This window comes from Leucobacter chromiireducens (assembly GCF_003917135.1).
In the GTDB taxonomy this organism is placed as follows: Bacteria; Actinomycetota; Actinomycetes; order Actinomycetales; family Microbacteriaceae; genus Leucobacter; species Leucobacter chromiireducens_A.
Genome location: NZ_RPDI01000001.1, coordinates 234328 through 253785, shown reverse-complemented (window position 1 = coordinate 253785; position 19458 = coordinate 234328). Strand labels below are relative to the sequence as shown.

At 69.0% G+C, this 19458-nt stretch carries 17 protein-coding genes; 4 read left to right on the top strand and 13 right to left on the bottom strand.

Annotated features, from left to right (window positions below):
• Window positions 1–132 precede the first annotated feature (132 nt).
• From EGM46_RS01100 to EGM46_RS01045, 12 genes are all read right to left on the bottom strand, one after another.
• On the bottom strand, window positions 133–1746 hold the full coding sequence (locus EGM46_RS01100) for an amidohydrolase (protein ID WP_125098317.1): 1614 nt from the start codon (window positions 1744–1746) through the stop codon (window positions 133–135).
• A gap of 15 nt (window positions 1747–1761) precedes the next feature.
• The gene (locus EGM46_RS01095) at window positions 1762–2124 is read right to left on the bottom strand and encodes a cupin domain-containing protein (protein WP_125098316.1); all 363 of its coding nucleotides are present in this window, start codon (window positions 2122–2124) and stop codon (window positions 1762–1764) included.
• Window positions 2125–2194: 70 nt separating this feature from the next.
• A complete protein-coding gene (locus tag EGM46_RS01090) occupies window positions 2195–3565 on the bottom strand; it encodes an NAD(P)/FAD-dependent oxidoreductase (protein ID WP_125098315.1) in 1371 nt (456 codons plus the stop codon).
• A 117-nt stretch (window positions 3566–3682) separates the two neighbouring features.
• Entirely contained in the window at window positions 3683–4711 is a 1029-nt protein-coding gene (locus EGM46_RS01085; protein WP_125098314.1) for an ABC transporter ATP-binding protein, read from the bottom strand.
• A complete protein-coding gene (locus tag EGM46_RS01080) occupies window positions 4695–5483 on the bottom strand; it encodes an ABC transporter permease (RefSeq protein ID WP_241156105.1) in 789 nt (262 codons plus the stop codon). The genes EGM46_RS01085 and EGM46_RS01080 overlap by 17 nt, the downstream gene beginning before the upstream one ends.
• A 17-nt stretch (window positions 5484–5500) precedes the next feature.
• On the bottom strand, window positions 5501–6382 hold the full coding sequence (locus tag EGM46_RS01075) for an ABC transporter permease (protein WP_125098312.1): 882 nt from the start codon (window positions 6380–6382) through the stop codon (window positions 5501–5503).
• Between the two features lie 3 nt (window positions 6383–6385).
• Window positions 6386–7501 (bottom strand): ABC transporter substrate-binding protein, encoded by a 1116-nt coding sequence (locus tag EGM46_RS01070; RefSeq protein WP_125098311.1) that lies wholly within the window; start codon window positions 7499–7501, stop codon window positions 6386–6388.
• A 60-nt stretch (window positions 7502–7561) separates the two neighbouring features.
• On the bottom strand, window positions 7562–8146 hold the full coding sequence (locus EGM46_RS01065; protein ID WP_125098310.1) for a helix-turn-helix domain-containing protein: 585 nt from the start codon (window positions 8144–8146) through the stop codon (window positions 7562–7564).
• A 338-nt stretch (window positions 8147–8484) separates the two neighbouring features.
• Window positions 8485–9666, bottom strand: a complete 1182-nt coding sequence (locus tag EGM46_RS01060; RefSeq protein ID WP_125098309.1) for an ABC transporter ATP-binding protein — start codon at window positions 9664–9666, stop codon at window positions 8485–8487.
• Window positions 9667–9671: 5 nt separating this feature from the next.
• Window positions 9672–10457 carry an ABC transporter permease gene (locus EGM46_RS01055; RefSeq protein ID WP_125098308.1) on the bottom strand — a complete coding sequence of 262 codons (786 nt, stop codon included), beginning with the start codon at window positions 10455–10457 and terminating at the stop codon, window positions 9672–9674.
• A complete protein-coding gene (locus EGM46_RS01050; protein WP_125098307.1) occupies window positions 10457–11374 on the bottom strand; it encodes an ABC transporter permease in 918 nt (305 codons plus the stop codon). Before EGM46_RS01050 ends, EGM46_RS01055 begins: the two co-directional genes overlap by 1 nt.
• A 5-nt stretch (window positions 11375–11379) precedes the next feature.
• Window positions 11380–12525 carry an extracellular solute-binding protein gene (locus tag EGM46_RS01045; protein ID WP_125098306.1) on the bottom strand — a complete coding sequence of 382 codons (1146 nt, stop codon included), beginning with the start codon at window positions 12523–12525 and terminating at the stop codon, window positions 11380–11382.
• A gap of 303 nt (window positions 12526–12828) precedes the next feature.
• Here EGM46_RS01045 and EGM46_RS01040 point away from each other — a divergent pair, with 303 nt between their 5' ends.
• Both EGM46_RS01040 and EGM46_RS01035 read left to right on the top strand, forming a co-directional pair.
• Window positions 12829–14055 (top strand): flavin monoamine oxidase family protein, encoded by a 1227-nt coding sequence (locus EGM46_RS01040; RefSeq protein WP_125098305.1) that lies wholly within the window; start codon window positions 12829–12831, stop codon window positions 14053–14055.
• A gap of 29 nt (window positions 14056–14084) precedes the next feature.
• Window positions 14085–15554 (top strand): PucR family transcriptional regulator, encoded by a 1470-nt coding sequence (locus EGM46_RS01035; RefSeq protein ID WP_125098304.1) that lies wholly within the window; start codon window positions 14085–14087, stop codon window positions 15552–15554.
• Window positions 15555–15599: 45 nt separating this feature from the next.
• On the opposite strand, the gene EGM46_RS01030 is transcribed toward EGM46_RS01035, so the two are convergent.
• On the bottom strand, window positions 15600–16739 hold the full coding sequence (locus tag EGM46_RS01030; protein ID WP_125098303.1) for an AAA family ATPase: 1140 nt from the start codon (window positions 16737–16739) through the stop codon (window positions 15600–15602).
• Between the two features lie 357 nt (window positions 16740–17096).
• Between EGM46_RS01030 and EGM46_RS01025 the strand changes: the two genes are divergently transcribed.
• Both EGM46_RS01025 and EGM46_RS01020 read left to right on the top strand, forming a co-directional pair.
• Window positions 17097–18881 carry a phospho-sugar mutase gene (locus EGM46_RS01025; protein ID WP_125098302.1) on the top strand — a complete coding sequence of 595 codons (1785 nt, stop codon included), beginning with the start codon at window positions 17097–17099 and terminating at the stop codon, window positions 18879–18881.
• On the top strand, window positions 18878–19458 hold a 581-nt coding region (locus EGM46_RS01020), incomplete at its 3' end, for an ADP-dependent NAD(P)H-hydrate dehydratase (protein WP_277425201.1). The genes EGM46_RS01025 and EGM46_RS01020, both read left to right, overlap by 4 nt.

The window sequence follows — 19458 nt, the reverse complement described above, 5'->3', positions numbered from 1 at the left end:
GATCGGGGTCACTTCGGCAGGGTGTCGCACGCCTGAAGTGCGCGACACCCTGCCGAAGTGACCCCGATGCGTCGGGGCTGAGCGAGGCCGGTCGAGGCCAGGCGAGGCCGGTGCGGGGCCGCGGGGCGGCAGCTACGCCTCGTGGACCACGCGCCCCTCGACCACCGTGAGGCGGACCGGCAGATCCGGCAGCTCGTCGGGCGTCGCGGCGACCGGATCGGCGGCCCACACCGTGAGGTCGCCAACCGCGCCGACAGCGAGCACGCCGCGATCCGCGTGACCGCGCGCCTGCGCCGGCCACAGCGTGTACGCGAGCACCGCTTCCTCGCCGGTGAGCTGCTGCTCGGGCTCGAACACGTGCGCGTGAGCGTCGCCCGGGGTGTGCCTGCCGCGCGCCCACGCCATACCCAGGCGGGGGTCGTACTGCGCCACCGGCCAGTCCGAGCCGAGCGTCAGCTGCACACCTGCGTTCAGCACGTCGCGCACGCGATAGCCCGTCGCGTCGCGGCCCTCCCCGAGCCGCACCGTCCAGTTGTCGCTGTGGTCGGCCGTGCGCCACTGCATGTGCAGGGGCTGCATTGAGGCCGTCACGCCGGAACCGCGCAGCTGCGCAACGTCGGCGTCGGAGAGCACCTCGAGGTGCTCGATCGAGTGGAACGGCAGCCCATCGCGCTCCGGCAGCGTCGCGTACACATCGAGCACCTGGCTCACCGCAAAGTCGCCAACCGCGTGCGTCGCGATCAGCATCCCGGCGTCGTGGTACGCGCGCACCACCTCGCCGTATCGCTCCCAGCTCGGCCAGAACGGCACACGGCCATCACCGCACGCGTCGACGCGGTGCAGCCAGGCGGTCCCGGTGTCGATCACGCCGTCGCTGAAGAGCTTGATCGCGCCGGTCTGCCACAGCCGCCCCGCCCGATCCTTCCCGGCGATCACGCGCGCAACATCATCATCGGTGTCGCTCACCGCGTGCCAGTGGTGCACGGTGACCCGGTGATCCAGCTCCCCGCGTTCCTCCAGCTCGGCGAGCAGATCGACCGTGCGATCCTTGCCGTCCATGATCGCGCCGCCGGTGAGGCCCACCGCGGCGAGCGTGCGGAACATGTCGCGCAGCCCCTCGCGCTCCTCCTCGGGGCTCGGCTTCGGCGCGGCGTCGAACAGGATCTGGTAGGCCGTCGGCTCGCGCAGTTCCCCGGTCGGGGTGCCGTCGGCGTCGACGACGATCTCGCTGGCGTCCTCGAACTCGCGCGCACCCGTGATCCCGGCCGCCGCGAGCGCCGGCGCGGTGCCGAGCCCGGTGTGCAGGTCGTAGCAGATGAGCGCGACGGGGCGTCCGGGCGCCGCGTCCGCGAGCAGCTCTCCGCGCAGGCCGGTCTCCTCGAACGGCTCGTACTCGAGGTTCCACCCGCGTACCCAGGCGCCCTCGGGGAGTCGGGCGTGCTCCGCGGCGATCGCAGCGCGCAGCTCAGCAATGGTCTCGAGCCCGCCGAGGTTGATCCCAGCGGTCACCTCAGCGGCCCAGTGCGGGTGCGTGTGCGAGTCGAAAAAGCCCGGCGTGATCGTCGCACCAGCGAGATCCCGCACCGCGATCCCGCGCTGCTCGGCGGCCGCGCGCACCGATGCGTCGTCCCCGATCAGCGCGATCCGCCCGTCCTCAACCAGCAGCGCGGTCGCGCCAGCGTCCGCGTCAGTGTTCGTGCGGAGCTGCGCGCCGACGAGCGCAAGATCGCCTCCGAGCTGTGCCATGTGTGTTCCTCGCCTCTAGTCCTGGATCGTGGTGTAGTGCTTGCGGAGCGGCTCGTGCACATGCCAGGTGCCCGCCCAGCCGGACGGCATCACCATCACGTCGCCCGGACCGAACTCCTCGGGCGCCTCGCCCGCAACCTCAATCGTGACACGTCCGGAGAGGATCGTGCAGATCTCGGTGTAGCCGACGCGCGTCGCGGTGAACGAGCCGGGCGTGCACTCCCACAGCCCGGTGTCGATGCGGTCCTCGGAGCCGCCCGTCCAGACCGAGAGCGACGCCTCGGTGAGGTCAGCGGTCGTGGCCGTCGGCTTGGGCGCGTGCGCGCCCAGTTCGGCTGCGGCCGTGTCGTGCACGGCGAGCGTGGGGATCGTGGTCATTCGTGGTCCTCCTGGAGTGTGTGAGCGTGCTGAGCGGCCCAGTGGCACTGGGCCGCTCGATCGGGATCGGCTAGCCGCGACCCGTGATGACGTCCGCGATGTGCGCGATCGGTGAGGTCTTCTGGCGGCCGGCGAGCTCGCTGCGGTCGGCGACGCCGTACGCCGCGTAGAGGCCCTTCGTCGCGATCCAGCGCAGCGGTTCTGGCTCCCACTTGCGCACGCGGTGGTTCACCCAGGGCAGGCCGGCGATCTCGCTGTCGTTGCCGAGGATGAGGTCGGTGATCGTGCGACCGGCGAGGTTCGTCGACGTGACGCCGGTGCCGACGTAGCCGCCGCCCCACGCGATGCCGGTCTGTCGGTCGAGGCCGACGGTGGCGGCCCAGTCGCGCGGCACGCCGAGCACGCCGGACCACAGGTGGTCGATCTCGGCGCCGCGGGTCGCCGGGAAGAATCGGTGCAGGATCTCGCTGAGCGTCTTCGCCGTGATCTCGGGGGTGTGGCCGTCCGTGTCGGTCTTCGAGCCGTACTTGTAGGGCACGCCGCGGCCACCGATCGCGATGCGGTCATCGGCGGTGCGCTGCGCGTACATGTACACGTGCGCGAAGTCGCCGAGCACTTCGCCCTGGCTCCAGTTCAGCTCATCCCACACGTCCTGCGAGAGCGGTTCGGTGGCGATCAGCGAGGAGTTCATGGGCAGCCACAGACGGTGCAGGCCCTTCAGGTTCGCGGTGAAGCCCTCGGTGGCGCGCACCACGTACTGCGCGGACACGGTGCCGTGCGTCGTGCGCACGGTGTGCGGGGTGATCTCCACCGCGCGGGTGCGCTCGTAGATTTCGACGCCGAGCCGCTCGACGGCGTCCGCGAGGCCGCTCGCGAGCTTCGCCGGCTGAATCCGCGCGCTGTGCGGGTGCCACACCGCCGCACGCGTGTTCGCGACGTTGATCTTCGCCGTGGCTTCGGGGGCTTCGAGCAGTTGCAGGTCTGCGTACTTCCACTGCTGCTCGGATGCGGCGAACGCGCGGATGCGCGATTCCTGCGCCGGGGTGTATGCGACGTTGAACTCGCCTCCCTTCTTGATGTCGGCTTCGATGCCCTCGGCAGCGGCGACGCGGATCACCTCGTCGACGGTCTCGTTCATGGCGCGCTGGAAGCGTTCTGCCGCATCGCGGCCGTGCGTCTTCACGTACTGCTCGCGGCCGCCGGTGATCGCCGAGGTCAGCCAGCCGCCGTTGCGACCGGAGGCGCCGTACCCCACGTGCCGCTGCTCGATGATCACCACGCGCAGATCTGGCTGCGCCTGCTTCAGGTAGTACGCGGTCCAGAGACCGGTGTAGCCGGCGCCGACAATGGCCACGTCGGCGCTGAGGTTACCCGGCAGTTCGGGTCGCGTCTTGGGGGCGCCAATCTGCTGCCACCAGTGGGACACGTTGCCGTTGATCATGATGCTTCTTTCTGTGTGTGTGGGGGGGGGTGGGGGCTGTCACAGTGGCGCGCGTTCGCTGAGGGAGCGCGCTGTGCCGGGCGGGCAGGTGAGCCGGCCCGCCCGGCACACGTTGGGCTACGCGGGAAGTACCGCGACCTGCTCCGGATACCATGCGAGTTGTGCAGGTCCGCCGTCGCCGCCGAGCCAATCCAGCTGCTCGGCACCTCGAATCACGCCGGCGATCGGCTCGGGCAGGCCCTGCCCGGTCAGCTCGATCTCGTGCTTCCAACCGGATCCCAGATAGACCGACTGGCGCACGTTCACCTGCGTGTGCTGCATCCCAGCCGGGACTTCAGCGCGCGGGGAGAGGAGCTCACCGTGTTCCGGGCGCACAACCGTCACGGTCGCGCCGTCGGTGCTCCGCACCATCGTTGACTCGCCGATGAAGCCTGCCACGAAGCGCGAAGCCGGGCGCTCGTAGAGTTCCTTTGCCGTTCCGACCTGCTCGATCCTGCCGTTGTTGAACACCGCGATCCGGTCGGACAGCGTGAGCGCTTCCTCCTGATCGTGTGTCACGAATACAAAGGTCCGGCCAACGTCGCGGTGAATCCGGCGCAGCTCCAGCTGCAGGCGCTCGCGCAGGTTCTTGTCGAGCGCTCCGAGTGGCTCGTCGAGCAGGAGCACCTTCGGCTGGAACACCAGCGCGCGTGCCAGCGCAACGCGCTGCTGCTGCCCGCCCGAGAGCTCAGCTGGATAGCGGTCACCATATCCAGAGAGCCCGGCCGTTTCGAGCGCCGCCTCCACGAGCGCCCCAGTCTCCGATTTCGAGACCTTTCGCCTGGCGAGCGGGAACGCAACGTTGTCGAATACGCTCATGTGCGGGAACAACGCGTAGTGCTGAAACACGATGCCGAGGTCGCGCTTGTGCACGGGAACGTCGGCCATCTGCTTCCCGTCGATGCGCACGCTCCCCGTGGTGAGGTCAGTGAAGCCAGCGATCAGGTTGAGCGTTGTGGTCTTTCCCGATCCCGAGGGGCCGAGGAAGGTCATGAACTCCCCCGGTTCGACGGTGAGGCTCACGTTGTCGAGAGCGATCGACTTCGGGTAGTGCTTCGAGACTCCGTCGAGACGGATCTCTGCGCCGCGGTTACTTTGCTCGGGCACGGGTTTTCCTTCCGGAGAGGGTGAGTCCTAGCACGACGAGCGCGGTCGTGATGAGGAGGATGACGGTCGCCGCAGCGGCGAGCGTCGGATCGGTGTCGCGCGTGACGCTGGAGTACATGAGCACGGGCAGCGTATTGAGGTAGGGGCTCTTGATGAAGAGCGAGAGCATCACTTCGTCAAACGAGGTCACGAACGCAAACAGCGCACCCGAGATCATGCCTGGCACGATGTTGGGCAGCGTGACACGCATAAACGTCGTGAAGCGGTTCGCACCGAGGCTCATTGCCGCGAGCTCAAGTCGAGAGTCGAAGCCAGCGAAGCCAGCGGTGATCGCGACGACCGTGAACGGCAATGCGAGCACGGTGTGCGCGAAGACAAAGCCAAGCAGCGTACCGACGAGTCCGGCCTTCAGGAAGACGGCGTACAGGCCGATCGCGACCACAATTCCCGGCACGACCATCGGGGAGAGCAGCCCGAACGTCAGACCGGCGATCAGCTTCTTGTTGGCCATCTGCCGGAGTCCGAGCGCAGCGAGCAGCCCGAGGAGGGTCGCGAGCGCGGCCACGAGCAGACCGATGAGCAGCGAGTTCCCGAGCGCCGCCGTCCACTGCGGGTTCGTGAAGAATGACTCGTACCACATCCACGACCAGCCGGTCGGGGGGAAAACGAGTGAGGCTTTGTCAGTGAAGCTCAACGGGATCACGATCAGGCTTGGAGCAACCAGCCAGATCGACACGAGCGCGGCGACCACCCACAGGATGGCCTTCGTCACAGGATGAGTTTTCAGCATTACAGCACCTTCACCTTGATGCCCTTGCGGCTACTCAGCTTCGCGATCAGCCCGATGATGCCCAAGAGCAGCACGGTGATGACGAGAAGGATCACCCCGAGCGCGCCGCCGCGACCCCACTCGAGCAAGCCAGACACCTGCGCGTAAATCGACTGCGCAAGCATGCTGTCCGAGGGCGATCCGAGGAGCGCGGGAGTCACATAGAAGCCGAGCGCCTGGATGAACACCAGCAGCGAGCCGGCGGCCACTCCCGGCATGCTCAACGGCACGAACACTTTCAGGAATGCGACGGACGGCCGCGCTCCAAGCGACCGCGCCGCCGTGACGAGCCGCAGATCGATCCCGCTCATCACGGCGTACAGCGGCAGCACCATGAACGGCATCAGCACGTGACTCAGGCCGATCACGACACCGGTGTTGGTGCGGAGCAGCTCGAGCGGTCCGATCCCGATCGCTCCGAGGAGCGAGTTCACGACGCCGCCGTCCTGCAGCAGCACGATCCAGGCAAACGTTCGGATCATGAGCGAAGTCCAGAACGGGATCAGCGCGATCACGACGAGCACGGTGCGGGCCTTCGCCCCCACGATCGTCATGAGGTAGGCGTAGGGATACGCGAGCGCCAGGCAGATCACCGTCGCGAGAAGCGCGTTCCCGAAGGTCCGCGCAATCACCGCGAGGTTGTTGGGGTTCGTCAGCGCCCAGGTGTAGTTTTCGAGGCCGAGCGTCGGCTCGCTGAAACTCCGCCACACGCTCTCCAGCAGTGGGTACGCGAATACCCCGATGAGGAGGGCATACGCGGGCAGCAGCAGAAGCCACGCCCGACCGGAGGGGCGGGGCGCTTTGGGCGCCCTGCCACCTCCAATCAGTGCGGTCTCAGCCATGGGTTAGCCCTGCATCCAGTCGAGCCAGCGACCCAGCTCACTGTCGTAGTTCTCGGCCCACCAGCCGGCATCGGTGGGAATCATCTGCTCAGCGATCTCCGGGCTCGTGGTGAGGTACTGAGCGCCGAGCTCAGACAGCTCCGGCTTCGCGTCAGTGTGCACGGGCGAGTACGAGGTCAGTTCCGAAAGCTTCGCCTGCTGCTGAGCTCCCAGGTAGTAGTTGATGTAGGCAAAGGCCGCCTCGGGATTCTTTGCGTTCTTCGGCACCGCAAGCGCGTCAGCGATCACGAGCGACTGGTTCCAGATGGGCTGGTAGTTCGCGCCGTTCTCCACCGCTGCGAATCCACGGCCCGACCAGACGAGCGCCATGTCGGCCTCACCCGTCTCGATCATCTGCTGCGACTCAGCGCCGGTCTTCCAGTAGATCAGGCTGTCGCGGATGCCGTCGAGCTTCTCGTACGCGCGGTCCATGTCGAGCGGGTAGAGCTCGTCGGCGGCAACGCCGTCGGCGAGCAGGGCCCCCTCGTAGACGCCGGGACCGATGTCCTCGAATCCAGCGATGCCGCGCTTGCCCGGGAACTTCTCGGTATCGAAGAAGTCGGCCCAGCCAGTTGGCGCCGTCGCGTACTTGTCCGCGTTGTACATGATCACGTAGCCGTACTGCATTGCGGGGACATAGCAGTCCCCGACGAGGCTGGCCGGAGCGTTCGACACGTCGACGATGCTCGTGTCGAGATCCATGAGGAGGCCATCTTCGCCGCACTGCATGTCTGCCCAGATCACGTCCGTGTCCACCACGTCCCAGGTCACCTGCTTGCTCTCGACCTGCGCCTTCACCTTCGCGTACTCGGTGGGGCCGTCATCGAGCATCGTTGCACCCGACTCCTTCGCAAACGGAACGGACGCGGCCTCCACCTGTCCCTCCTGGTAGATGCCACCCCACGAAGCAAACGTCAGGGTGACACCGTCGAGGGCGTTCTCCTTCACGGTGCCGGCGACTGCGGGGCCGTCGCCCAGGTCGACCTCGACCGGGGCGCCGCCGCCGGAACAGCCGACGAGGGAAACAGCCAGGGCCAGGCCACCAACAGTGGTCAGCGCGGTTCGCTTGCGGTTGATCATCGTGATCTCCTTGCGTGGGGATGGGGGATGGGGATGGGGATGGGGATGTCCTGGCGCCAGTTATGCAGCGGGCTCGGTGGGATGAAACTCTTCAGCGGAGGTCGGCGGGCTGTTGATCCAGAGCACCTCGGCGGTGGCATCCGACTCGTTGACAATGCGGTGCGGCACCGAACTCAGAAACTCGATGGAGTCGTCCTTGCGCATTTCGTAGCGCTCGCCGGCAAGCTCGAGCACCACGGTGCCTGCAACGACAATCAGGAACTCCTGAGCATTGCCGTGACTGTAAGGATCGGCGCCAGTGCTGCCGCCCGCAGGGAATGTTCCCGAGTAGATCTCGAGGTTGCGGAGCGGTTCCTGCGAGATCACGAACTTCTCGGCCCCGGCGAGCGGCAGGGTCGGCCGGTCGGCTGCACGCAGCACTCCGCGGGTGTGCCCGTTCGAGGCGTCGAGCAGATGCGCTGGGGTGACGCCAAGCGCCGCGGCGATCTTGCGCAGGGAGGCGACCGACGCATTGGTGCGGCCATTCTCGAGCTGACTGAGAAAACTCGAACTGACGCCAGCCGCCGAGGCAAGGGCACGCAAACTCAGCCCACGCAATTCACGAAACTGCGCAACTCGCTGGCCGAGCTCTTGATCGTCAGTCATTTCGGAACCCCGTTGCTTCCGTGCGGAGTTCCTGCTACACGCTCTGGGCGTGATTCTGAACACCACTGTTCTTCTCACTGAACACATTGTTCAGTGATGCCCCAAACGTATCGAGCAATTCTCGCAAGCGCAAGCGTCAGCGCAAGTGCGCCCTCAAACTGCAGATCAGCAAGACAAAGAAGATGCGACCACCCGCCGCCGACGCAGGGAGCACCCGCCCTGCCCCCACCACACCACCGCGCCCATCTTTCGAGATCGCGTCCATTCTCACTGGAATGAACATGATCTCGAAAGATGGGCGCGGTTTCGGTTGCGGGGCCGGGGCGGGCCGGCCCCGGCTACGTCGCCGACTCGCCCGCCTCGCCCGTGTCGACGAGCAGCACGCCCGAATCGATGTCCCACATCATCGCGACCTCGTCGCCGCGGTTGTGGATGCGCGCCTCCTGGCCGAGTCGCACCGCGCCCTCCGTGCCGTCGGGCAGGCGCACCGTGTAGCGCCGCGACGAGCCGAGGTAGGTGACGTCGAGGATCGTCACCGGGATCGCGTTCTGCGTCTCGCTCGCCACGGTCCCCGCCGGCTCGAGCCGCAGGTTCTCGGGGCGGATCAGGATCGCAAGGTCCGTGTGGATCGACTGCCCGTTGGCGACCACGCGGTGGCCAGCGACGTCGATCGCGGTCTGCCGTTCCCCCACCGCCGTGCCGGCGCCGAGCAGCACGGTCGACTCACCGAGGAATCGCCCCACGAAGAGCGTCTGCGGTGCCTCGTAGAGATCCTCGGCGGTGCCGACCTGTTCGATCTTGCCGTTGTTGAAGACCGCGATGCGATCCGACATCGACAGCGCTTCCTCCTGGTCGTGCGTCACGTAGACGAACGTCGACCCGACCTCACGGTGAATGCGCTTGATCTCGGTCTGCAGCCACTCGCGCAGCTTCTTGTCGAGCGCGCCGAGCGGCTCGTCCATGAGGAGCACGCGGGGCTCGTACACGAGCGCGCGGGCGAGCGCCACGCGCTGCTGCTGCCCGCCGGAGAGCTCGGACGGGTAGCGATCCCCGTACTCGCTCATGCGCACCATGGCGAGCGCCGCCGACACCTTCTCCTGCTGCTGGGCTTTCGAGAGTTTGCGCCGCTGCAGCGGGTACGCGATGTTCTCGGCGACCGTCTTGTGCGGGAACAGGGCGTAGTTCTGGAACACCATGCCGATGTCGCGCTTGTGCGGGGGCAGCTTCGCCACGGGCTTGCCGTAGATGTGGAGGTGGCCCTCGGTGACGCCGGTGAACCCGGCGATCATGTTCAGGGTGGTGGTCTTGCCCGAGCCGGACGGCCCGAGGAAGGTCATGAACTCGCCCGGCTCGATCACGAGGTCGATCTCGTCGACCACTGCCTTGTCGCCGTAGCGCTTGGTCACCTGGCTCAGGCTGATGCCGGCCTCGCCGATCGCGTGGATCGTCTGGGTGTTGAGTCCCTCGGAGCGGAGTTCCGCCTCGTGCCCCTCGGGCACCGGGATGTCGTTGTGAGTCATAGCGTTCACGCTACCGGTCGCTTTCTCTTCCGCGTGGCGAACTGGGCGATGAGCATCACGACGACCGAGGTCAGCATCGTGATCACCGCGACGGCGGCCACCGTGGGGTCATTGGTCTGGGTGACGCTGTTGAAGATCTTCACCGGCAGGGTTTGCAGGGAAGGACTTTGGATGAACAGCGACAGGATCACTTCGTCGAACGAGGTGACGAAGGCGAACAGCGCACCGGCGGTCACACCGGGAGCGATGAGCGGCAGCGTAATGCTGAAGAACGTGCGCACGCGCCCGGCTCCGAGCGACGCTGACGCCTGTTCGAGCCTGGGATCGAGGCCCTGCAGCGACGCCATCACGTTCGTGATGACGAGCGGCATGGCGACGATCGTGTGCGCGAGGATGAAGCCGGGCAGGGTGCCGAGCAGGTTCATCCGCAGGAACAGGGAGTACAGGCCGACGGCGAGTACGATGCCCGGCACAATGAGCGGCAGCAGGAAGTAGCCCTCCAGCAGCCCCTTACCGCGGAACTTCACTTTCGACAGGCCGAGCGCCGCGAGCACGCCAACCGCGGTGGCGACGAGCATCGTGAGGATCGCGACCTGCAGCGAGGAGAAGAGCGCCTTCATCCAGCTCGGGTCGGTGAAGAAGTTCTCGTACCAGCGGGTCGAGAAGCCCTTCGGCGGGAAGTTGAACGAGGGGGCCTCGTTGAACGACATCGGCACGATCACGAGCGTCGGCAGGATCAACCACAGCACGATCAGGACGGCGAATACGCCGAGTACACGCTTGAAGGTCATCAGCGATTCACCCCCGGGAAGAGACTGCCGCCCTTATTGAGCCGGGAGACGACCACGAGGATCAGGATCGTGCACACCAGCAGGAAGATGCCGAGCGCGGTGCCCTGGCCCCACATCAGGAAGACGCTGATCTGCTGCTGGATCATCGCGGAGATCATGATCTCCTTCGACGAGCCGAGCAGGGCGGGAATGATGTAGAAGCCGAGCCCGAGGATGAACACGGTGACCCCGCCGGAGAAGATGCCCGGCTTCGACAGCGGCAGGTAGACCGTGAAGAACGCGGTGACCGGGTTCGCCCCGAGGTTCGAGGCTGCCGGCAGGAGCCGCTTGTCGATCTTCGCCATCGACGAGTAGAGCGGCAGCACCATGAACGGCAGCAGCACCTGGCTCATGCCGAGGGCGACACCGAAGGTGGTGCGGATGAGCGGGATCGGTCCGATGCCGAACCACGCAGCGAGCAGACCGTTGATCGGCCCCGTGTCCTGCAGCAGCACCATCCACGCGAGGGTACGCACGAGGATCGAGGTCCAGAGCGGCATCATGATGAACAGCTGCATCAGGTTGCGCGTGCGGTCCGACACGATGGTCATGAGGTACGCGTACGGGTACGCGAGCACCAGGCAGACGATCGTCACGATGATGGCGGTGCCGAAGGTGCGCAGCACCACGTTGAGGTTGGCCTCGGTGGTGAAGAGCCAGACATAGTTCTGTACGCCGGGCTGCGGATCCGTGATCGAGCGAATGAACACGTCGATCAGCGGTGCGAGGAAGAACAGGGAAACGATCACGAACGCCGGGACGAGAAGGAGGAGCGGGCGCCAGTTCTTCGGCCCCCGCTTCTTCGCGGCCCCGGGGTCCGCACCGAGGGCGATCGCACGTGTCGACGTATCGCCCTCGGTGACGGTGTGGTCAGTCATGGCGATCAGTTACCGGTCGCCCAGCCAGCCCACGCAGCTGCGAGTGCATCGTAGTTCTCCACCCAGAAGTCGACGTTGGGCGCGATGCCCGTGTCGAGGTGCTCGGTGGTCATCCAGGTGCTCAGCTGCTCGTCCATCTTCGGCTTCGCGTCGATGTTCACGCCGCCGTACGACGTCGCCTCGGTCATCTTGGCCTGCTGCTCAGCGCCGAGCGAGTAGTTCACCGCGGCGAAGGCCGCCTGCTTGTCCTTCACGCCCTTCGGGATGCCGTTCGAGTCGACCATGATCATCCACTGGTCCCACATCGGGGCGATCGGTGCGCCGGCGGAGGCCGCGCCGTAGCCGCGACCCGACCACACGAGGCCCATCACTGCCTCGCCGGACTCGAGCTGCTGCTGCGCGGCCGCGCCCGTGGTCCAGCCGATCACGTCGTCGCCGAGATCCTTGTACATGTCGAACGCGCCCTCGATGTCCTCGGGCTTCAGGTTCTTCACGTCCTTGCCCTGCGCGGTGAGCGCGAACTCGACGGTCTGCGGGTCGACGTAGGTGGACTGGCTCACCGTGCGCTTGCCAGGGAACTTCTCGGTGTCGAAGAAGTCGGCCGCGCTCGTCGGCGGGTTGTCCCCGAACGCCTCGGTGTTGTACGCGACGACCAGGCCGTAGAGGATCTGCGGCACCATGCACTTGTCCGTGATCGTGCCCTCGGGGATCTTCGAGATGTCGATCTGCGAGTAGTCGTACTCCTCGTAGAGGGTGCCGCAGCCGCGCGCGGTGTCGAACTGCGTCGTGTTGACGATGTCCCACGACACGTTGCCGCTGTCGACCATCGCCTTCAGCTTGCCCGCGTCGAAGGCGTCCTGGTTGAAGGTCGCGCCGGACGCCTCAGCGAACGGATCCCAGAGCGCGGCCTTCTGGCCGTCCTGGAACACGCCGCCCGAGCCGGCGAACGTGAGCGTGGTGCCTTCGAGCGCGCCGGCCTTGATTTCGCCTGCGACCGGGGTGCCGAGGTCGCGCTCTGGAGCGGCCTCTGGTTCGGCGCCGCCGCTGCATCCGACGAGCGTCAGCGCGAGCGCTGCGGTGCCTGCGGCGAGCGCCGCGGCCCGGCGTGCGGCAGGGCGACGGAGTCCCTGCGCGGTGTTGAGACTGGACATGTGTTCCTCACTTCGTCGTGATCATGGTCCGAATGATCGTGGAGCGCCGGGCTGATTCGCCCCTCGGGAGGGGTATCGGGCGACCCCGGCGACCCTGAAGCTAGCAGCGTTTCGCGCGGACACCCCCCGCCCCGTTACTGGTTCGTTACCGCCAGGCGCATGTTTCATAGATTCGTACACCGCGGGGGAATCGGGGTGTACAAACATAAGCTTTCGGTCTCGAGCGGGACTTCTCCGTACCCGGATGCGCACGGGATCCCTACGATGGGGACCACACGCAGAGCTGTTCGAGGAGGAACGCGCATGGACGTCTTGGTCGTTGGAGCCGGGCTCGCCGGGCTCACCGCAGCCTGGGAACTCGAGAAGGACGGGCACCGGTGCACGGTGCTCGAGGCTCGGGATCGGGTCGGCGGTCGCACCTGGTCGGAGCGGCTGGGCAACGGCGAGATCACCGAGCGAGGTGGCGAGTACATCTTCCCCACCGAGTTCGCGATCCGGCGCCTCGCCGCGGAGGTCGGGGTGCCGATCATGTCGCACAACGTCCGCTACGGCAGGCGAACGGTGAACGGTCGCGTGATCTCCTTCGCCGAGCTCGGGGAGACGAGCGATCGGGTGCGCAGCACGCTCGCCCAGATGCTCGCCGACGGCGAGTCCGAGGTGTCGCTCGAGCGGGCGTTCGCGGAGGCGCTCGGCGCCGACTACCGGCTCGACCCCGTGTACCGCCGCACCACCACCTCGGCCGCGGCGGATCCCGCACTCGTCAGCGCCGAGGCGGTGCTGCTCCACGAGTCCTCCACCGTCGACGGCTACGTCGAGGACGGTGGCCGCTTCGTCGGCGGCAACCAGGCGCTCTCGATCGAGCTGGCGCGGAGGCTGGGCGACCGCGTGCGGTTGGAGAGCCCGGTGCGGGCGGTCGAGCAGAGCGAGCGCGGGGTGCAGGTCACGCTGAGCGACGGCACCCGGCTCGAGGCCGACGCTGCCGTGATCTCAGTGCCGCTGCCGCTGCTGCGCGAACTGGAGCTCGGCTTCGCGCTTCCGGAGGCGCAGCAGCGCGCCCTCGATCACCGGTTCATGGGCGTGGCGGCGAAACTCGGCGTGCCGCTCAGCCGCGTGGACGACGACATCGCGCTGCAGAACCCCGAGCACACCTGGTGGTCGTGGCGCTCGCTGAGCACCGACGGCGAGCACCGGATCAACGCGCTGTCCTCGTTCGCCGGCGGCCCGTTCGCGCTCGACGCGCTCGGAGTCACGGCGGGACCGGCCGGCTGGGTGGCTGCGCTCTCGGCCATGCGCCCGGAGCTCGCGATCGACGGCGACGTGCTGCTCACCACCTGGGCGGACGACCCATGGGCGCGCGGCTCGTACTCGGCGCCCGGCCTCGCCTGGGCTGCGGCGGACGCCGCAGCGTTCGAGACGGCGGCCGACCGCGTCGCCATCGCTGGCGAGCACACGGGGCTCGCCCAGTCACTCTCCGGGGCGGTCGCCTCCGGGGTGCGCGCCGCGGCCGCGCTCGGCAGGCTGGAGAACTAGATGTCTCGCACCCGAAGTCCGCGCACCCGATGAGGTTCACCGTCCGTTCGCTGCTCACGATCCCGGCAGCGGGAACCCGCTCGCTCACCCCGGGGGTCGGCGAGGATCGCCCGATCACGTGGGCGCACGTGTGCGAGCTCGCCGAGCCGTGGCAGTGGCTCGGCCAGGACGCGCTCGTCATGACCACGGGGCTTGGGGTGCCAGAATCCAGCGCCGAGCAGATCGCCTACCTCGACGGGATGCAGCGCGCCGGGATCGCGGCGGTGGCGATCGACGCGGAGATGCCGGCGCACCCGTTCACCACTGAGGCGCTCGCCCACGCGGCACGCATCGGCTTCCCGGTGCTCGAAACCGAGTACGAGGTGCGCTTCGTGTCGCTCGCGATGCTCGTCGCTGAGTCGGTGCAGCGCGAGCGGGCCGAACGCGTGCAGCAGACCGAGCGGATGTACGCGGCGCTGACGGAGCACGCGGTGGACGACGGGATCGATGCGCTGCTCGACGAGCTCGGGCGCGTGCTGCACGCCGAGCTGAGCCTCGCCCCGCGCGGTGAGCTCGCGAAGCCGGGCGCGATTCGGCAGGAGGCACCCGGCTCGTGGGCGGTGCCGCTGCTGTCCTCCGGGGAGATCGAACTGCGCGTGGTGCACGCGGGCCCGCTCGATCGCGTGCAGCTGCGGCACGCCGCAGGCATCATCGACAACGCGCTCGCGGTGAAGGTCGCCGCGCGCCGCAGCGACTGGCTGCACGGCTCGCTCCTCCTCACCGATCTGTGCGACGAAGCCGTTGCGACCGCGCCGGCCGACCACCTGATCGCCGCGTACGGTCTTGAGCCGCCCTTTCAGCTCGCGGTGTCGCAGCGCCCCGACGCGCGCGCCACCCTCGACGACGTGCACGCGGCGTTCGGCACGGCGCAGGTGCCGGCGCTCGCCACCGTGAAAGACAATCAGGTGCTCGTGCTCGCGGCGACAGGCGAGGAGGTCGAGCCCCTGCTGGACGCGCTCGCCGGCAGCCACGCGGGGCTCGGCGTGAGCGCCCCGTTCACCGACCTCGACGCGCTGCCAACGGCGCTCCGCCAGGCCCGCAGCGCGCTGATCCGTGCGCACCAGTCGGGCATGCTGCTGCGCTTCGAGGAGCAGGCCAACACGTCGCTCTTCCTCCCCGCTGATCCCGACCAGCTGCGCGAGATCGCCAGGCAGGTGCTCGGCCCGCTGCGCACCTACGACGAGCAGCGCGGCACCTCGCTCACGCACACCCTCCGCGTGTTCCTCGAGGAGAATCGCAGTTGGGTGCGCGCCTCGGAGCGCCTGTTCGTGCACCGTCAGACCCTGATCGCGCGGATCTCGCGCATCGAGAAGATCATCGGCCGCGACCTCTCCTCGATGGAGGACACCGCGGAGTGCTGGCTCGCCGTGCAGGCCGCGATCCGCAGCGGGGACCTCGCGCCCAGCGACCCGCCAGCGGATGACCCTGAGCGCGTTGACCCAAGGGACGGCGACACGTAGCTCACCCGCCTCGATCGGGATCGCGGCCGCGCGCCCGCACGGCGGCTACCGCTTCGGCCACACCCAGGCGGGAGCATCGAGGAGCCCCTGCCCGCGCACCTGCGTGCCCCAGCCGGCGGACTCCAGTTCGATCTCCGAGCCAGCCTCGGCGAGTGCCAGGCGGAGCGGCGCGGCGTGCGTCACGACGAGCACCTGCGTGCGCGCGGCAGCCCGCGCGATCAACGAGCCCAGCGGGGCAAGCAGCCCGGGGTGGAGCGAGCCCTCCGGCTCGTTCAGCACGATGAGGGGCGGCGGTTCCGCCGGCAGCAGCGCGGCGCAGAGCAGCAGGTAGCGCAACGTGCCGTCGGAGAGCTCGGCCGTGCCGAGCGGGCGCAAGAGCCCCGGCTGGTGCAGCAGGAGCTCGAACACCCCATCGGTCACCGCAATCTCCACGTGGGAGCCGGGGAACGCGTCGGTCACCGCGTCGCGGAGCGGCCCGTCTCGCCCAGCCTCGATGGCGGTCGCCCACACCGACGCGAGGTCCGAGCCATCATCGCTCAGCCAGCGGGTGCGCGTGCCCACCTGCGCCTGGCGCGCTGGCGCTGCGCGATCGGTGCGGAAGTGGTCGTAGCACCGCCACTCAGCCATGCGGGTGCGCAACCGGAGGGTGTCCGCGAGCGTGCCAGCGTCGTCGAGATCGCGCAGCACGCTCTGATCGGGTCGCAGGGTCTGCGGCACCGCGCGCCACCCATCCTCCCGCACGCGCACGGCCCCGCGCGTGCGGTCGATGAACACCGCCGACGGCCGCGCAACGCTGCCGGTGAACACCTGCTCGCGCTTGATCTCGGGGTCGTGCAGAAAATAGCTGCGCCCGGGGTCCACCTGCGGCTGGCCCAGATCGAGCAGGTAGCCGTACTCGTCTGCGCCGATGCCGAGCCGCAGCGAGATCGGCCCCTTCCGCACGGTGCCCTGAGCGCCCGGCCCGCCCGGCCGTTCCGGCCCAGCCCACAGCGCGCTCGCGAGCCCGCCCTCGCGCGCGACCGCGCCAATGATCTCGCCGGCCCCCGCCGCCGCGAGGAGCCTGAGCGCCCGGTACAGGCTGGTCTTCCCGGTGCCGTTGGCGCCGGAGACGACCGTGAGCGGGCTGAGCGGCACCACGAGATCAACGAGCGAGCGATACCCGGAAACCGCGAACGTGGTGATCATGCAGCCAGTCTGACACGCACCCCCGACACCGAAGGAGCGGCCGCCCCACGGGTGGGGCGGCCGCTCCTGAAGACCTGACTGGGTCAGGCTAGCGCGGGCAGGCGCAGCGCTCAGCCGCGGGGACGCCGGCGAGGGCCTCCTCGATGTGCTCGCCGCAGCCGGCCCAGGTCATCTTGCTGCACTCATCGCAGCGCACCGAAGCGCACACGGGCGTTCCTCTCTCGAAGCGTTCTGGTGCCACCGCGACACCACACGGCCAGCCTACCTCGGCTCCCCACTCGTCGGCCTGTGGAGTGGTAGCTTGAAATCACTTCGGCGCCCGCCGAGGAGGGAGAACACGTGATGGGACAGCGAACGATGGAAACTCCTGGACGTGACCCTGAGCCGCTGCTCGCGGCCGCCAGCGCGTGGGCCGAGCAGGACCCCGACGGAGCGACCCGCGACGAGACGCTTCGGCTCGTCAGCCGGGTCCGCGACGGCGACGCCGCGGCCCTCGTCGAGCTCACGGCGGCGTTCGACGGCCGCCTCGCCTTCGGCACCGCCGGGTTGCGCGGGCCGCTCGGCGCCGGACCCCTCCGCATGAACCGCGTGGTCGTGTCGCAGACGAGCGCGGGCTTCGCCGCCTTCCTGCTGGATCGCGCGGCGCGCGGCGAGACCGCGCAGCCGCCGTCGATCGTCATCGGCTACGACGGCCGGGTGAACTCCGACGTGTTCGCGCGCGACGCCGCCGAGATCATGGCGGGGGCCGGCCTGCGCGTCTTCCTGTTCCCGACGCCCGGGCCCACCCCGCTCACCGCGTTCGCGGTGCGCCACCTCGGCGTCTCCGCCGGGGTGATGGTCACGGCGAGCCACAACCCGCCGCGCGACAACGGCTACAAGGTGTACCTCGGCGACGCCGACGCGGGATCCCAGATCGTTCCCCCCGTCGACGATGAGATCGCCGGACGGATCGCGGAGATCGCCGCACGCCCGCTCGGTGAGCTGCCGCGCAGCTCCGAGTACACCGTGCTGGGCGCAGCGGTCGCCGACGCGTACGTCGCCGACACGGCCGCGGCGCTCCTCGCTGGTTTCCCCCGCGACGCAGCGGGGACCGGCGCCGCGGGATCCGGCACTGATCTGCGGATCGTGTACACCGCGATGCACGGCGTCGGCTCCGAGCTCGCGCGCCGCGTCTTCAGCGCCGCCGCGCTGCCCTCGGTCACCGTGGTGCCCGAGCAGGATCGACCGGACGGGGCGTTCCCCACCGTCGCGTTCCCGAACCCGGAGGAGCCTGGCGCACTCGACCTCGCGTTCCGGGTGGCGCGCGCGGTCGACGCCGAGCTGATCGTGGCGCACGACCCCGACGCGGATCGCCTCGCGATCGCGCTGCCCGACGCGTCGGCGAGCGAGGGCTACCGCCGTCTCACCGGCAACGAGCTCGGGCTGCTGCTCGGCTGGCGCGCCGCCGAGCGAGAGCGCGTGCGCGCCGAGCTGCTCGGCACCGAGGCCACCGGCGCGCTCGCGTGCACCATTGTCTCCTCCCCCGCGCTCCGAGCCGTCGCCGCCGAGTACGGACTCGACTACGCCGAGACGCTCTCCGGGTTCAAGTGGGTGTCGCGCGTGCCCGGCCTCATCTTCGGCTTCGAGGAGGCGCTCGGCTACCTCACCCACCCCGCGATCGTGCGCGACAAGGACGGCATCTCCGCGAGCGCCGACGCGATCGCGATGGTGCGCGAGCTCGCCGCGGCCGGCCGCACCGTGTGGGATCTGCTCGACGAGGCTGGCGAGCGCTTCGGTCACTTCGCGAGCACGCAGATCACGCTGCGCCTCGACTCGATGGCCGCGGCGTCCGCGCTCGCCGCGCGCATTCGTGAGCACCCGCCGCGCGAGTTCGGTGGCGTCGCGGTCACCACCGTGCAGGATCTCCTCGTCCCCGGCCTCGCGGAGGTGCCAGCGGATGTGCTGCGCTTCGACCTCGCCGACGGCGCGCGCGTCATGATCCGCCCGAGCGGTACCGAGCCGAAGCTGAAGGTGTACCTCGACACGTTCAGCGCCGAGGGCTCAGCGGCCGAGCGGCGTGAGGCGGCGCAGCGCGCGCTCGACGCGCTGACCGCCGCCCTTGGCGACACGCTCGCCGCGCTGCAGGAGCCGGAGTCCGAGTGATCGCGGAGCGCACCCCGAGCGACGTGGCCGGCTGGCTGCGCCGCCCGGGCGCGCACGACGACAAGTACCGCCGTGGCGTGCTCGGCGTGCGCACCGGCTCCGCCGCCTACCCCGGCGCCGCGGTGCTCGGGGTCGGCGCGGCCTGGCGCACGGGTGTCGGCCTGCTGCGCTACGTGCCGCCAACGGCTGATCCCGCGCCGCCATACGGGCTGATGACGCCTGCGGCGGCGGTGCTCGCCGCCTCCCCGGAGACCGTGTTCGGCGCGCCGCAGGACGCGCGCCAGTGCGACGCGTGGCTGCTGGGCTCCGGCACCGACCCGGACACCCGCTCCGCCGCAGAGACGGCCGCGCTCACCGAGCTGCTCGCTGGGCCGGCCCCCGTCGTGGTGGACGCCGGCGCCCTCGGCCTCGCCGCGGAGCTCCGCGGTGGCGGCGGGTCTCCGGCGGAAACTCCCCTCATCCTCACCCCGCACGCTGGCGAGTTCGCGCGGCTCTGGCGCGGCGCTGGCCTCGGCGATCCACCGGCCGCGCTCCGCGAGCCCGATGCGGTGCAGGCGCGCGGCGAGGCCGCAGCGGC

What these genes read in the sequence shown, in the direction of transcription:
- EGM46_RS01035 (WP_125098304.1), top strand. Translation starts at nt 14,085, where the DNA reads ATGAGGTTCACCGTCCGTTCGCTGCTCACGATCCCGGCAGCGGGAACC.
- EGM46_RS01065 (WP_125098310.1), bottom strand. Translation starts at nt 8,146, where the DNA reads ATGACTGACGATCAAGAGCTCGGCCAGCGAGTTGCGCAGTTTCGTGAA.
- EGM46_RS01070 (WP_125098311.1), bottom strand. Translation starts at nt 7,501, where the DNA reads ATGATCAACCGCAAGCGAACCGCGCTGACCACTGTTGGTGGCCTGGCC.
- EGM46_RS01060 (WP_125098309.1), bottom strand. Translation starts at nt 9,666, where the DNA reads ATGACTCACAACGACATCCCGGTGCCCGAGGGGCACGAGGCGGAACTC.
- EGM46_RS01075 (WP_125098312.1), bottom strand. Translation starts at nt 6,382, where the DNA reads ATGGCTGAGACCGCACTGATTGGAGGTGGCAGGGCGCCCAAAGCGCCC.
- EGM46_RS01050 (WP_125098307.1), bottom strand. Translation starts at nt 11,374, where the DNA reads ATGACTGACCACACCGTCACCGAGGGCGATACGTCGACACGTGCGATC.
- EGM46_RS01045 (WP_125098306.1), bottom strand. Translation starts at nt 12,525, where the DNA reads ATGTCCAGTCTCAACACCGCGCAGGGACTCCGTCGCCCTGCCGCACGC.
- EGM46_RS01100 (WP_125098317.1), bottom strand. Translation starts at nt 1,746, where the DNA reads ATGGCACAGCTCGGAGGCGATCTTGCGCTCGTCGGCGCGCAGCTCCGC.
- EGM46_RS01030 (WP_125098303.1), bottom strand. Translation starts at nt 16,739, where the DNA reads ATGATCACCACGTTCGCGGTTTCCGGGTATCGCTCGCTCGTTGATCTC.
- EGM46_RS01055 (WP_125098308.1), bottom strand. Translation starts at nt 10,457, where the DNA reads ATGACCTTCAAGCGTGTACTCGGCGTATTCGCCGTCCTGATCGTGCTG.
- EGM46_RS01095 (WP_125098316.1), bottom strand. Translation starts at nt 2,124, where the DNA reads ATGACCACGATCCCCACGCTCGCCGTGCACGACACGGCCGCAGCCGAA.
- EGM46_RS01025 (WP_125098302.1), top strand. Translation starts at nt 17,097, where the DNA reads ATGGAAACTCCTGGACGTGACCCTGAGCCGCTGCTCGCGGCCGCCAGC.
- EGM46_RS01040 (WP_125098305.1), top strand. Translation starts at nt 12,829, where the DNA reads ATGGACGTCTTGGTCGTTGGAGCCGGGCTCGCCGGGCTCACCGCAGCC.
- EGM46_RS01090 (WP_125098315.1), bottom strand. Translation starts at nt 3,565, where the DNA reads ATGATCAACGGCAACGTGTCCCACTGGTGGCAGCAGATTGGCGCCCCC.